The organism is Bradyrhizobium xenonodulans, assembly GCF_027594865.1.
GTDB classification, from domain to species: Bacteria; Pseudomonadota; Alphaproteobacteria; order Rhizobiales; family Xanthobacteraceae; genus Bradyrhizobium; species Bradyrhizobium xenonodulans.
Window position 1 is genome coordinate 5,446,801 of record NZ_CP089391.1, and the last position, 13,487, is coordinate 5,460,287.

Genomic DNA, 13,487 nt, shown 5'->3' on the forward strand with positions numbered 1-13,487 from the left:
CTCCTAACGCTCACGGATCGCGGTTCCATCGTATCAAGCAGCGATCCGGCCGGCTCGTTTGTTCCAGCGCATCTATGGTCGCGGGCCGCTTCATGTCATTTCGATAACAGTCCGGCCTCGTCTTTGGTAGCTGATCGTCCCAAAACGTCGCATCGCGAACCATTCCAAAGCAGTCCCGCCATAAGCGTGGACCGTTGATGAGTCAACCGACGGGGCGGGTCTCAGGCCCGCTTCCCATTGGAAAGTCAGCAGAAAACTGCGCGGCGGACACGCTCCGCGCCGCCGCCGTCGACGAGGGCCAGTGCGGTCTCGCTCATCAACCGCACCTGCCCCGGATTGCACAGCAGCGAATGCAGCGCCTGCGCAATCACCCCATCAGTCACTGACGCGGCTGCACCGATATGCATAATCGCCCCGGCCGCTGCGAGGGCCGTGAGGACGTCGGCCTGGTTCTCGGCAATGCCGATCGCCAGCGTCGGCAGACCAAGACAGCAACGTTCCCAGCTCATCACGCCACCTGCCCCGATCGAGAGATCGGCGCGCCGCATCAGCTCAGCAATATTGTTCGCTCCGCGATGCAGCGTGACATTCGCCATCCGCTGGCAGAGCGCATCCACCGACGCCGCATGCGGGTTGGTCGCTCCAATGGCGACATCCGCCGCAAGGCGCGCCATCGCAAGGCTCGCGATCGCCTCCAGCGCCTTCGCGGTTTCGTTGCTCGGATCGGAGCCGCCGAAGCAGATCAGGATGCGATTGATCTCGCCGCTGCGCGGGGCGAGGAGAGCGCGCAACGCGGCAAAATCCGGACGAAGCAGTGCGTAGCCGGGCCCGAGCAATTGCGCGCAGGCGGCGGGCACGCGGCCACGATAGCGCGTCTCCATGCCCCTGACGAGATTTTGGTCGAGCAAGATCTCGCAATCATGATCACGGTCGGCAAGGTCGTCGATGGCGAGGATGCGCATGCCGCCGCGCCGGCAGGCGTGCTCCCATCGTGCGTCGAGGGCGTAGTGATCGACGATGAGCCATTCGACCGCGCCGATCTCGTCGAGTGCGCTGCGCGTCTGGGCCGCGTCTTGTTGCCAATTGGTCGGCAGCCAATGCGCGTACGGCCCGCCACTATCGTCAGTTCCGGCCAGCCGCACGGGCGGATCGGGGAGCAGCCGCACCTGATGTCCACGGCTCTCGACGAGATGTGCCAGTCCGGCCGCATGACCGCGCATGAGGAAGCACGACCGCGCTCCGGCCGCGGCGAGCGCATCGGCGAGCGTCAGACACCGCGTGAGGTGACCAAGTCCCATCTCGACCGAAGCGTCGACGCGGAAGACGACCTGCCTGTTCATCGATTTGAGCCAACAATCCTCTGTTCTGTCACCCGAGCCCGGTGCGTTTCGCCATGTCTGGCCCGATAGCACCGTCTATTACCACAATTCGATGGTGGAACTGGCCTCAATCCACCCTTGAGCTATCGTGCAGGCTTCTATATGCGGAAACCGCAACCGAGCAACCCAGCCCCAACACATGTCTTCCGAGAAAACCCTCCTGATCACGACGCTTGCGGAATACCAGACCCGGTTCTGGATCCCGGTGGCGCAGCGTCTGCGCGCGGCGGGATACGCGGTCGAACTGCTCGCCTTCGACGATCGCAGCGCCGAAATGTCCGGGGCCGCCGGCGTTCCGGTCATGAACATGTACCGCCAAGGCCTCAAGACGGGCGCTGCACCCGACGACCGGCAGGCTTTCGACGCGCGCATCCAGGCCTACGGCCTCGACGGCTCCAACTTCCTGTTCAGCCACGAGCGCTTCACCTTCGGCATCCGCGATACCGCCGCATTGCGCCGTCGCTTCATGATCTACACCAATGCCATGGAGGCCCTGCTCGACCGGCTGGAGAGCCAGGGCAAACGCGCCGAACTGGTGCAGGAGCTCGGCGGCTTTCTCTCGGTGATCACGAGCTTCTACGCCGCCAAGCGCCGCGGCATTCGCAACTGGTTCATCGAGCCGTCGTTCTTCCGCGGACGGATGTATTTCACGCCTGACAGTTTTGGCGCGCCCGAGATGATGGCAAAGCCGGCCGACGCCGTGTCGCCCGACGTGAAATCCTATCTCGATGCCACGCTGAACCAGCGCGCGATCGTGATCCCGAAGAAGGACGCGCATCACTACTCGGCCGCCTTCAAGAAGGTGGTGAACTTGCGCAACTCACGCCGCCTCGCCGAAAAGCTGTGGGACCAGTTCGCGCTCGGTAAGCACCAGGAGTTCGGACACAATCTGCGGCACGCGCGGGTACACGCGATGATGGCCGTCAACGCGGCGCGGCTGCGCAAGCTCTACCGTCCGATTCCCGAGACGCCCTTCGTCTACTATCCCTTCCACGTACCCGCCGACATGGCGTTGACGCTGCGCGCGCCCGACTATCTCGACCAGGTCGCGACCGTCGACTTCCTGCTGCGGACGATCCCGGACTCGCACGTGCTCGTCGTCAAGGAGCATCCGGCGCAGATCGGCGCGATCTCGGCCGATCGCCTGTTCGAGCTCGCGCGGCGTTTCGACAATCTCGTCCTGTTGCCGCCGCAGACCAACAATTACGCCGTCCTCAACCGGGCCGATGCCGTGATCTCCGTCAACAGCAAGTCGGGCGCCGAAGCCCTGCTGCTCGGCAAGCCCGTCGTGGTGATGGGCGATGCGTTCTATCGCACCTGCCCGCTGGTCTATTCGACCGACCGTCTTGCCGACGTGCCGAAGCGCCTGCGCGAGGCGCTGCGTGCCGGGCCGTTCGATCCCGCCCTGGGCGCGCCCTATTTCGAAGCCGCCTGGCGCCGCTCGTTTCCCGGCGAGCTCTACATCGGCGATCCCACGCTGCTCGATACGTTCACCGCCTCGCTGCGGGCCGCGCTCGCCGAGCCTGCGACCGCTCACTGAACGGATCACGCGATGCCCCTCGTCTCCATCATCATGCCGTCCTGGAACGTCGAGCGCTTCATCGAGGAGACTATCCATTCGGTGCAGGCGCAGACCTTTGACGACTGGGAATTGCTGATTGCCGATGACTGCTCGACGGATCGCACGCCCGCGATCATCGCGGAGATCGGCACGCGCGATCCCCGCGTCGAGCTGATCCGAATGGCGAAGAACGGCGGCCCCGCGCTGGCGCGCCAGGCCTCGATCGACCAGGCGCAGGGCCGCTATCTCGCTTTCCTCGACAGCGACGATCTGTGGCTGCCGACCAAGCTGGAACGCCAGCTCGCCTTTGCCGGCGAGAGGCGCGCCGCGCTGAGCTACACGGCGTTCCGCCGCATCGACGAGGCCAACACCATGTCCGGCCGGCTGATCGAGGTGCCGGCGTCACTGAGCTACGATCAGCTCCTGAAGAACACCTCGATCGCGACGCTGACGGCGCTGGTCGACCGCGAGATTTCGGGCCCCGTCGCGATGACCAACGAGGGCTATGACGATTTCTGCCTGTGGCTCTCCATTCTCAGGCGCGGCCACACCGCCCACGGCCTCAACGAGGATCTGGCGCGCTACCGCGTCCGGGGCTCATCCGTCTCCAGCCGCCCGGCGCGCTCCGCCAAATGGGTCTGGAACATCTACCGCAACGTCGAGAAGCTGCCGCTGCTCAAATCGGCCTGGTGCTTCGGCCATTGGGCCGCGCGCGCCTGGCTGAAGCGGCGACAATTCTAGCGATCTGCGACGCACGTGACCGTAGCGCGGACGAGCGCCGCGCGGCCGTCCGCAGCGGGCGGAAATCAGCATTGCGAGCCGGATCGGTTGTCACTAGTCTGACCTGGATCGAAGGGGCTTTGCGTGTACAATCAAGCTGTTATGCCGTTGGCGACACGCCCCCTCGCCGGGCGAAGAGCCAGCCTTGCCTGGGCGCTGGGCAGCTTCTTTCCTGCCGCCTTTCTGTTCGGTCTGTTTGCGCTCATTCTACTCAGCGCGCCCGAGCATGATGATTTCTGTTTCGCGGATCAGTACGCGCGCCACGGCTTCATCCAGACCATCTCGATCATCTATCATTCGCTATCGGGCCGGGTGGTAGCCCTGTTCCTGAGCCAGATACCAACGGCGATCTCCAAGGCCACGAATGTCAGCCTGCTATCGGCCTATTCACTGACGCTGATGGCGTGCGCCGGCCTGTTCCTGTTCGGCTCGGCTGTGGCGACGATTCGTGCATGGCCGCGCGCGGGCGTGCTGCAAGTGACATTTCTCACTTTGGCGTTTGCGAGCACCGTGGTGAGCGCGGCGCCGAGCCTGCGCGAGTTGCTTTACTGGCTGGCGGGCCTGACGTGCTACGTTCCGCCTGCGCTGCTCACCATTCTGATCCTCGGCGAATGCACGCGGGCGCTCGACACTGATACGGAATTCTCCTGGCCGCTCACCATCGGCGTGGCTTTGGGCGGACTCGTCGCCGCAATGTGCAATGAGTTCACCGGCCTCTGGCTGCTGCTGATCGTCGCCGCATCCCTCCTCGCGCGTCACCTCTTCGGCCAGCGGCGCCAGATCACACATCACAGCCTGATCGCTGTCGCCATCGCCGTCGGCTTTGTCGTGGTGGTCTCGGCCAGCGGCAACAGCACGCGCATGGAGCAGCTCCCGAACGCCGGGCATTTCCTGCCGTCGCTGTTCAATGGCTTCCGGGATTCGCTGATCGGGCTCGTCCGGTTCTTCCGCGAGCCCGCGACACTGGTCTCGCTGATCGCCGCTGGCGCCATCGCCCTGGTCGAACCGGAGCCGGCGAAACCGGCATCGTCCAAAGGCAAGATGCTGGCGCTCGGCATCATCGCCACGTGCATGGCCTGCTGCTACTTCGAATATTTCGCGCATCAATACGCGACGGGATTCCGGCTGGTCGAAAGGGCGCAGAACCAGGCCCTGATCCTGCTGCTGTTCGGCCTGATGCTGAGCGTCAGGCTATTGGTCCAGGCTTATCGCCCGCAATTGCGTGAGCGGATTTCGGTCAGCGGCTACCGCGGCCTCCTCGGTCCGGTCACGCTGCCGACGGGCCTTGCGCTTCTCATGATCGCCTCGCTCGGCCTCGGCTCGACGGCGGCGCTGCTGCGCAAGCAGTGGCAAGACCTCTATCCGTACTGGCAAGAAAGCAACGCCCGACACGTACTCCTGACGACGAGCACCGAACAAGTGGTTGCCGTTCCCAGGCACAGGTGGACGCCGTCCTTGCTGATGAGCTCCGACGTCACCGCCGATGCCGACCGATTGCCGAACGACTGCATCGCCAGATACTATCACAAATCCGCCATCTACGCCTCCGACGCGCCACGCTGACAGCTTCCCCTTTCCAGAGACATGAACGTGAAAACAATCAGCGTCATCACGCCCTGCTACAACGAAGAACTCAATGTCAGGGATTGCTACGAAGCGATCCGGAAGATATTCGACACCGAGCTTGGGGGCTACCAGCGCGAGCACATCTTCTGCGACAACGCCTCCGACGATCGCACCGTGGAGATCCTGCGCGAGATCGCCGCACAGGACCCGGCCGTCAAGATCATCGTCAACGCGCGCAATTTCGGGCCGCTGCGCAACACGTTCAATGGCGTCATGGCTGCGAGCGGCGACGCTGTTCTTCTCTTCATGCCGGCCGACCTCCAGGATCCGCCCGAACTGCTTCCCGAGTTCGTCAAGCTGTGGGAGGCCGGCAACGAGATCGTCTACGGCATCCGCGCGGTACGCGAGGAAGGGCAGCTGATGCGCGGCATCCGCAACGTCTATTACCGCCTGCTGACCCGTTTCTCCGAGATCAAGGTGCCGCCGGGCGTCGGTGACTATCAGCTCGTCGACCGCGCCGTGGTCGAGCGGATGCGGCTCGTCCGCGACGGATACCCGTTCATGCGCATGATGACCTTCGAATGCGGCGGCCGCGCCGTCGGCGTGCCTTACACCTGGCGCGCACGCAAGAAGGGGCTATCCAAGAATCGCGCGGCGGCGCTCATCGACCAGGGGCTCAACGGTCTCGTTTCCTTCACGTCGGCACCGCTGCGCTTCGGCCTCTATGCCGGCTTCATCCTCTCATTCGCGAGCATCGGATATGCCGTGATCAACCTGCTGCTCGGCCTGCTTCTCTATCAGCGCCTCGCGGAGCCCGGCATCCTGACGCTCATCGTGGCGATGTTCTTCTTCGGCGGCGTCCAGTTGTTCTTCATGGGCATGATCGGTGAATATATTCTCGCGATCTACGGCCAGGTCCGGGAGAAACCCGTGGTGTTCGAGCGCGAGCGCGTCAATTTCGACGGGCCGCCGCCCGGCTAGAGATTACCTGTCGCCCGCTTCCGCGGTCCGGGACCACGCAACCGTTTCGCGCAATCCTTGATCGAGCCCGACCGCGGGACGCCAGCCCAGACCTTCGAGCCGCCTCACATCCGCGGCAAGGACCATCACCTGGTCGGGCCGGTAGGGCACCTCGCCGAAGCCGAGATCACCGGCGCCGATCTGATCGCGCAACCGCGTGACCGTCTCGCGGAGCGGCGGCGCCTCCGGGCTGCCGAGATTGTAGACCCCCTCCGCGGCCGGACTTGCCAGCACCAGCCGGACGGCCGCCGCGGCGTCGCGGGCGTGAAGGAAGCCCCAGCGCTGTTCGCAACCCGTCAAAGCCATGTGCCCGTTGGAGCGCAGAGTTCTGATCAGGCTCGGAATCAGCCAGGAATCGTTGTCCTTGGGGCCGTAGACGGAAAATATGCGCAGCCATACAAAACGCAGCTTGCGTTCCGCGCAGCGCCGCTCGGCCATCAGACAGCTTGCGAGTTTGGCGATGCCGTAGAGAGTTGTCGGTTTCGGCGGATCACTCTCGACGATCGCCCGATCATAAGGGCCATATTCGGCCTGAGACCCCGCACCGACGAAGATCGTCGCGCCCGCGTCCGCGGCGAGGTCGACCAGGTCCACGGTATCAACGACGTTTCGCGCTTGGTCCTTGTTGTTTCGATCGCTGTTGCCGACGCCACGCCAGGCCATGTGCACCACGGCGTCCGGCCTGAAGGAACGAAGTCCGCTCCCCAGCGCAGCAAGATCGTCGAGCGCGCCCCCAATCACGGTGAGCCGATCCAGCTTGGCCGCGAGGCGCCAGGGCCTGACACCAGGCCGCAACAACACTGCAACATCGTGCCCCTGATCGATCAGGTCGGTGACGACGTAAGACCCCAGAAAGCCCGTCGCTCCCGTTACGAAGATGCGCATCGCGATCCCGACAATGTCATGGGGACGACCTCCTGCGAGACCTATGCGGTTCGCAGCGAAGCCGGCCTGGGGTAGTCGACGAAGCGGTTGCCTTCAGCGTATTCGCTCTCGCCGAGATAGGGAAACTGGTCGTTGATGGGGCGCCCCATCTCGAGCTTCGGTTCGATCAGCGTATGCTCGCTCAGCATCACGTCGATGACGATCGGCCCGCTAGTGAACAATCCCGGCTCGATCTGTTCGAGTCGCTCGATTCGGGCATAGCGCAGCCCATAGGCCGCAGCCAACGCCCCGAAATCGGGAAAGCTCAGGCCATCGCGCGAGGCGTTGTAGCGGCCCTGCATGTAGCTGTCCTGGAACTGCTTGATGATCCCATACGATCCGTTGTTCATGACGATGATCGCGATATCCAGATTGTTGTGCCGAACAGTCTGAAGCTCCTGGATATTGAGATGAAAGCCGCCATCCCCGTTGTAGGAAATGACCTGCCGATCCGGACGGTCGATCTTGGCCCCGATCGCTGCCGGCAGCGCATAGCCCATCGGCGAGTTGCCACCCGGATTGAACAAGGTATGCCGCTTCACCTTGAAGGCCTGGTAGAGCCAGCAGACGGCGGCGCCGGTATCGCCAATGACGATCGCGTCCTCCGCAATGATCTCGTTGACACGACTAATGACGTCGTAGGGTGACAGCGAATTCAGCCGCGCAGCCGACGTGCTGACTTCCTTGTGGTAATAGCGCTGCTTCATTGTCGCGACGTAGTCGCCCCACTCCGGATCGAGCGGCCGAACATCGAGCTCGCGCAAGGCCTCCGGCAGCAGAGCGAAATCAAGATGGCTGGTGCGATAGCCGTCGTTGCGATATTTCGCCAGCTCCTCGACGTCGACGTCGACGACATGGACGATGGCACCCGCAGCAAATTGCTTCGTGTTGCCCGAGCGTTGACGATTATCCAGCCGGCTACCGAGCACCAGCACGGTATCGGCGTTCTGCAAGACGAAATTCGCGCCGCGATTTCCGTAAACACCGATCTGCCCAACGAAGCCGGGCTGATCGTGATCGAAGTAGCTCAGGCCGGCCCAGCTCGAGACAAACGGCAGGCCGGTTTGGCGCAGCCAGGTCGCCACCTCCCGCTCGACGCCGGCAAGGCCAATCCCCGCCCCCCAGAGAACCACAGGCCGTTTCGCCTCGGCCAACGTCTGCCTGAGGTCCGAGAGCACCTTCGCCGGCTCCTCGGCCGTCACGGGCCCCTTGGACGGCAGCAATATGTCGTCTCCGGCCTCAGCCTGCTGAACGTCCATGGGAACATCGATCAGGACGGGGCCCATCCGGCCGGACGTTGCGATCGCGTAGGCCTTGGCCAGTTCCTCGCGCAGTTCGGCCGCGCTTCTGACCATGGTCGCATACTTCGTGACCGGCCGGACCATTTCCACGATCCTGGTCTCCTGGAACCCGGCCTGACGGACATTGGCGCCGTGAAACGTGCTGCTCTCGCGCTGATTCACCTGACCGGTGATGTGCAGGGAGGGTATGGAATCGAAATGGGACGTGGCGATGCCCGTGATGAGGTTGGTTGCCCCGGGCCCGGACGTCGCCATGGTCACGCCGACCTTGCGATTGACACGCCACAGCGCATCAGCCGCCATCGCGGCTCCCTGCTCGTGCTGGAAGCAGGTGTAGTGAAGCCCCCGATGCTGAGCGACCGCATCGATCATGAATGCGCAGGCGCCGCCAGTCAGGAGAAAAACCCGATCGCTTCCGACCCGAGAGAGGAACTCCGCGATGTATTGTGCTCCATTCATCGTGTCATTCCCAACTAGACGCCACGCGCCTGGGCGACACAGAAGTCGCGGATCACCTCGACGACGTAGCCGATGTGCTCGTCGCCAAGCCCCGGATAGACGCCGACCCAGAAGGTCTGGTTCATGATCGTGTCGCTGTTGGCGAGCGATCCGTGAACCCGAAAATTGCGGCCTGTCATATAAGGCTGCCGCACCAGATTGCCGCCGAACAACAGGCGCGTGCCGATGCCAAGGTCGTTCAGGTGCCGTACGATCGCGTCACGCTTGAACGGCGCGGCTTCACGAACGGTCAACACGAATCCGAACCAGGACGGCTCGCTGTTCGGCGTGGGCTCCGGCAAAATGAAGAACTCTTCGAGCGGCTTCAATCCACTCTTCAGGAGATCGAAATTCCTTCGTCGGTCAGCAATGAAGCCTTCGAGATGCTCGAGCTGGGAAACACCGACTGCCGCCTGCATGTCGGTAATCTTCAGATTGAAGCCGAGATGGCTGTAGATGTATTTGTGGTCATATCCGTGAGGCAATTCGCCGAGCTGCCAATCGAACCGGCGCTGGCAAGTGTTGTCCTTTCCGGGTTCGCAATAGCAATCGCGTCCCCAGTCACGAAACGTCTCCATGGCGCGACGTAACGCCGGGTGACTTGTGAAAACTGCGCCGCCCTCGCCCATCGTGATGTGGTGAGCCGGGTAGAAGCTCAGTGTGCCGATATCCCCGAAGGTGCCCACATGACGGCCCGCAAACGTCGCACCGAGCGCGTCGCAACAATCTTCGATCAGCCACAATTTGTGCCGCTTGGCGATATCGGCGATCTTGCCGACATCGAAGGGGTTGCCGAGCGTGTGTGCCACCATGATCGCGCGCGTGTTCGGCGTGATCGCCTCCTCGACCAGTTCCGGGATGATGTTGTAGGTCGGAATGTCGACATCGACGAACACCGGAACCATGCCCTGCGTCATTGCAGGATTGACCGTCGTCGGAAATCCCGTCGCTGCGGTGATCACCTCGCTTCCCGCCGGAACCTGCCGTTCGCGGAGCAAGGGCGAGGTCAGTGCCGAGAAGGCAACGAGATTGGCCGAAGACCCCGAATTGACCGTCATGGCGTAGCGGACACCCACCCGCTTGGCCAGCTTCTGCTGGAACTCCTCATTGAAGCGACCCGTGGTCAGCCAGAAGTCCAGCGCCGAATCAACCAGCGACTTGACGTCGCTTGAATCGAACACCCGCCCCGACACGGGCACCGGAGACTGCCCGGCGACGAATGGCTTGGATGCATGCGCGATGGCGGAGTATTCCTCCACCAGTTCCATGATCGAGGCCCTGATATCTTGAAGGTTTCTTTGGCCCGATCGAGCAGATGCTGGCGTCAATTTCATGAGATTTGCTTGGCGTTGACCCGCGACGACCTGACCGCGAGATGGTTTGGATGCCTACTGCGCTGCGCCGTTCGATACGGCGCCATGCAGTACGCGTTCGAGCTGTTCGAGCGAGACGCGACGAAGGTCCTGACCGCGCTGGAGCGCCTTGTACCAGTCGACGGTGAGAGCCAGCCCCTGCGACAGATCGAGACGCGGTGTCCAGTTTAGTCGCTCGCGGGCCCGTTCGCAATCGAGCCTGAGATAGGCGGCCTCGTGCGGGTGCGGACCGGCATCGGCGGTCCAGCGCGCACCGTCGCCCCACAGCGCGATCAGACGTTCGACCACGGTTCCGACCGGCACCTCGCTCGCGGCATCGGGCCCGAAATTCCAGCCGCCGATGAAACCTTCATCGTTCGCCAGCCGCTCGACCAGTCTGAGATAGCCGAGCACCGGATCGAGTGCGTGCTGCCAGGGCCGCACCGAATCGGGATTGCGGATGCGCAAGGTCTCGCCGGCGAGGAAAGCCTGCATCGCATCGGGCACCAGGCGGTCGCGCGCCCAGTCGCCGCCGCCGAACACGTTGCCGGCGCGCGCCGTCGCGACACGCGCCGCGCCCGGCACGTTGAAGAAGCTGCGCCGATAGGAGTGCGTCACGAGTTCGGCGCAGGCCTTGCTGTTGCTGTAGGGATCGTCGCCGCCGAGACGGTCGCCTTCGCGGAAGGCCGCACCTGCGCCGTTGTTCTCGTAGCACTTGTCGCTGGTGACGTTCAGGATCACCTGCACTGAACGCAGCCGACGTGCCGCCTCCAGCACATGCACCGTGCCCATCACGTTGGTGGCAAATGTCTCGACCGGCTCCTGATAGGACGGGCGCACCAGCGCTTGCGCGGCCATGTGGATGACGATGTCAGGCTCGGCCTCCGCCATCGCGGCGCGCAAGGCCGGGAGATCGCGAATGTCGGCGATGCGGTGCTTGATGTCGTCGGCGATGCGCGCCGTCACGAACAGCGCGGATTGATGCGTCGGCTCGAGCGCATAGCCGTAGACTTCGGCTCCCATACGGCGCAGCAGCAACGAGGCCCATGCGCCCTTGAAGCCGGTGTGCCCGGTCAGAAAGACCTTCTTGCCGCGCCAGAATGCCGGGTCCGTCACCAGATCCTCCATTTGGCGCGCCTGTTGGCCCACTCCTCCTCGAGGAAATTGCGATCGCGCAGGGAATCCATCGGATGCCAGAAGCCGGGATGCACATAGGCGCGCAGATCGTCGCTGCGGGCGAGCTGCTCCATCGGCTCGCGCTCCCAGATCGTCTTGTCGCCTGCGATCAGCTCGCCGACCACGGGCGACAGCAGGAAGAAGCCGCCATTGATCCAGCCACCGTCGTCATTCGGCTTTTCCTCGAAATTGACGACCCTGTCGTCCTCGATCGTGACTGCGCCGAACCGCTTGGCGGGGCGCACCACCGAGACAGTCGCCTTGCGGCCATGCCTCTTGTGAAAGGCGACCTCGGCGGCGAGGTCGATGTCGGCGACACCATCGCCATAGGTCAACGCAAAGAACGGCTCATCGGCGACGTAAGGCAGCACCCGCTTCAGCCGGCCGCCGGTCTGGGTGTCCTCGCCGGTGTCGACCAGCGTGACCCGCCAGGGCTCGGCGGTTTCACGATGCACCTCCATCCGGTTCTCGGCGAGATGGAAGGTCACGTCGGACATGTGCAGGAAGTAATTCGCGAAATACTCCTTGATCATGTAGCCCTTATAGCCGAGGCAGATCACGAAATCATTGAAGCCGTAATGGCTGTAGATCTTCATGATGTGCCACAGGATGGGCCGGCCGCCGATTTCGACCATCGGCTTCGGCCGCGTGCTGGTCTCCTCCGAAATTCGGGTTCCCAGTCCTCCGGCGAGAATTACGACTTTCATTCAGTTGGCTCCGAATGGGGACTCCCATCCCTCCTGCATACCCGATGGCTTCTATACGAACCGGAAACGGCTGGAAAATCACCGGACGCAACCTGGGAAATATCCAGAGGTAATATATTACTTAGCGTACCCCTATTGGCCTTTCCACCCGTAGTCGATACCACTGCCCGCCGAAGGCAAGCACCGGACGAGACCGTCCCGAGACCCAGCTGGAACCGATAATGCCGTTTGAAAGCTATAAGAACAGCCGCATCCTCGTCACCGGGGGCGCCGGCTTCATCGGATCGCACATCTGCGAACGGCTGCTCGATGCCGGGGCCGAAGTGGTCTCCGCGGACAATTACTTCACGGGCAGCCGGCGCAACATCGCCCATCTGATCGCAAATCCGCTGTTCGAGCCGGTCCGGCACGACGTCACCTTCCCGCTCTACATCGAGGTCGACGCGATCTTCAACCTGGCCTGCCCGGCCTCGCCGATCCACTACCAGCGCGACCCGGTGCAGACCACCAAGACCTCGGTCCACGGCGCCATCAACATGCTGGGCCTCGCCAAGCGGCTGAAGGCCCGGATCTTCCAGGCCTCGACCAGCGAGGTCTATGGCGATCCGCTGATCCACCCGCAGACCGAGGATTATTGGGGCAACGTCAACCCGATCGGCATCCGCTCCTGCTACGACGAAGGCAAGCGCTGCGCCGAGACGCTGTTCTTCGACTATTGGCGCCAGCACGGCCTGCCGATCAAGGTCGCGCGCATCTTCAACACCTACGGCCCGCGCATGCAGCCCAATGACGGGCGCGTGGTGTCGTCCTTCATCGTCCAGGCGCTCAGGGGCGAGCCAATCACCGTGTTCGGCGACGGCGGCCAGACCCGCTCGTTCTGCTATGTCGACGATCTCGTCGAGGCCATCCTGCGATTGATGGTGACGAACGAAGACGTCACGGGCCCGATCAACCTCGGCAACAATTCCGAGTTCACGATCCGCGAGCTCGCCGAGAAGGTCATTGAGTTCACCGGCTCGCGCTCCAAGCTGGTGTTCAAGCCGCTGCCGCAGGACGACCCGCGCCAGCGCCAGCCCGACCTCACCAAGGCCAAGGCGACACTGAACTGGGTGCCGAAGGTCGCGCTCGAGGACGGCCTGAAGGAGACCATCGCCTATTTCAAGCACTCGCTCGAAATCGCCTGATCCCGCTCGCAACTCACCTCGTCCGCAAGCGAGCCCGCT

The 13,487-nt window shown here is 63.4% G+C and carries 11 protein-coding genes; 5 read left to right on the forward strand and 6 right to left on the reverse strand.

The genetic code is table 11. The features are described 5' to 3' along the window. Positions 1–245: 245 nt before the first annotated feature. The gene (pseG, locus tag I3J27_RS25965; protein WP_270161735.1) at positions 246–1,340 is read right to left on the reverse strand and encodes a UDP-2,4-diacetamido-2,4,6-trideoxy-beta-L-altropyranose hydrolase; all 1,095 of its coding nucleotides are present in this window, start codon (positions 1,338–1,340) and stop codon (positions 246–248) included. 178 nt (positions 1,341–1,518) lie between these two features. Here pseG and I3J27_RS25970 point away from each other — a divergent pair, with 178 nt between their 5' ends. From I3J27_RS25970 to I3J27_RS25985, 4 genes are all read left to right on the forward strand, one after another. Continuing rightward, entirely contained in the window at positions 1,519–2,919 is a 1,401-nt protein-coding gene (locus tag I3J27_RS25970; RefSeq protein WP_270161736.1) for a capsular polysaccharide export protein, LipB/KpsS family, read from the forward strand. Between the two features lie 12 nt (positions 2,920–2,931). After that, positions 2,932–3,681, forward strand: a complete 750-nt coding sequence (locus I3J27_RS25975; RefSeq protein ID WP_270161737.1) for a glycosyltransferase family 2 protein — start codon at positions 2,932–2,934, stop codon at positions 3,679–3,681. A gap of 141 nt (positions 3,682–3,822) precedes the next feature. Beyond that, positions 3,823–5,283: a DUF6056 family protein gene (locus I3J27_RS25980; RefSeq protein ID WP_270161738.1), complete on the forward strand. Its 1,461-nt coding sequence runs from the start codon at positions 3,823–3,825 to the stop codon at positions 5,281–5,283. A 21-nt stretch (positions 5,284–5,304) separates the two neighbouring features. After that, positions 5,305–6,267, forward strand: coding sequence for a glycosyltransferase family 2 protein (locus I3J27_RS25985; protein WP_270161739.1), 963 nt, complete (start codon positions 5,305–5,307; stop codon positions 6,265–6,267). Between the two features lie 3 nt (positions 6,268–6,270). Here I3J27_RS25985 and I3J27_RS25990 read toward each other — a convergent pair whose 3' ends face one another. The 5 genes from I3J27_RS25990 to rfbF form a co-directional block, all read right to left on the reverse strand. Continuing rightward, on the reverse strand, positions 6,271–7,191 hold the full coding sequence (locus tag I3J27_RS25990) for an NAD-dependent epimerase/dehydratase family protein (protein ID WP_270161740.1): 921 nt from the start codon (positions 7,189–7,191) through the stop codon (positions 6,271–6,273). A gap of 41 nt (positions 7,192–7,232) precedes the next feature. Continuing rightward, positions 7,233–8,990 carry a thiamine pyrophosphate-binding protein gene (locus I3J27_RS25995; protein ID WP_270161741.1) on the reverse strand — a complete coding sequence of 586 codons (1,758 nt, stop codon included), beginning with the start codon at positions 8,988–8,990 and terminating at the stop codon, positions 7,233–7,235. Positions 8,991–9,004: 14 nt separating this feature from the next. Further along, positions 9,005–10,297, reverse strand: a complete 1,293-nt coding sequence (gene rfbH / locus I3J27_RS26000) for a lipopolysaccharide biosynthesis protein RfbH (protein WP_270161742.1) — start codon at positions 10,295–10,297, stop codon at positions 9,005–9,007. Positions 10,298–10,417: 120 nt separating this feature from the next. Further along, positions 10,418–11,497, reverse strand: coding sequence for a CDP-glucose 4,6-dehydratase (gene rfbG / locus I3J27_RS26005; RefSeq protein WP_270161743.1), 1,080 nt, complete (start codon positions 11,495–11,497; stop codon positions 10,418–10,420). Next, positions 11,494–12,264, reverse strand: coding sequence for a glucose-1-phosphate cytidylyltransferase (gene rfbF / locus I3J27_RS26010; RefSeq protein ID WP_270161745.1), 771 nt, complete (start codon positions 12,262–12,264; stop codon positions 11,494–11,496). Before rfbF ends, rfbG begins: the two co-directional genes overlap by 4 nt. 221 nt (positions 12,265–12,485) lie before the next feature. On the opposite strand from rfbF, the gene I3J27_RS26015 reads away from it, so the two are divergent. Then, the gene (locus I3J27_RS26015; protein WP_270161746.1) at positions 12,486–13,448 is read left to right on the forward strand and encodes a UDP-glucuronic acid decarboxylase family protein; all 963 of its coding nucleotides are present in this window, start codon (positions 12,486–12,488) and stop codon (positions 13,446–13,448) included. The last annotated feature ends 39 nt before the right edge of the window (positions 13,449–13,487 follow it).

What these genes read in the sequence shown, in the direction of transcription:
- pseG (WP_270161735.1), bottom strand. Translation starts at nt 1,340, where the DNA reads ATGAACAGGCAGGTCGTCTTCCGCGTCGACGCTTCGGTCGAGATGGGA.
- I3J27_RS25970 (WP_270161736.1), top strand. Translation starts at nt 1,519, where the DNA reads ATGTCTTCCGAGAAAACCCTCCTGATCACGACGCTTGCGGAATACCAG.
- I3J27_RS25975 (WP_270161737.1), top strand. Translation starts at nt 2,932, where the DNA reads ATGCCCCTCGTCTCCATCATCATGCCGTCCTGGAACGTCGAGCGCTTC.
- I3J27_RS25980 (WP_270161738.1), top strand. Translation starts at nt 3,823, where the DNA reads ATGCCGTTGGCGACACGCCCCCTCGCCGGGCGAAGAGCCAGCCTTGCC.
- I3J27_RS25985 (WP_270161739.1), top strand. Translation starts at nt 5,305, where the DNA reads ATGAACGTGAAAACAATCAGCGTCATCACGCCCTGCTACAACGAAGAA.
- I3J27_RS25990 (WP_270161740.1), bottom strand. Translation starts at nt 7,191, where the DNA reads ATGCGCATCTTCGTAACGGGAGCGACGGGCTTTCTGGGGTCTTACGTC.
- I3J27_RS25995 (WP_270161741.1), bottom strand. Translation starts at nt 8,990, where the DNA reads ATGAATGGAGCACAATACATCGCGGAGTTCCTCTCTCGGGTCGGAAGC.
- rfbH (WP_270161742.1), bottom strand. Translation starts at nt 10,297, where the DNA reads ATGGAACTGGTGGAGGAATACTCCGCCATCGCGCATGCATCCAAGCCA.
- rfbF (WP_270161745.1), bottom strand. Translation starts at nt 12,264, where the DNA reads ATGAAAGTCGTAATTCTCGCCGGAGGACTGGGAACCCGAATTTCGGAG.
- I3J27_RS26015 (WP_270161746.1), top strand. Translation starts at nt 12,486, where the DNA reads ATGCCGTTTGAAAGCTATAAGAACAGCCGCATCCTCGTCACCGGGGGC.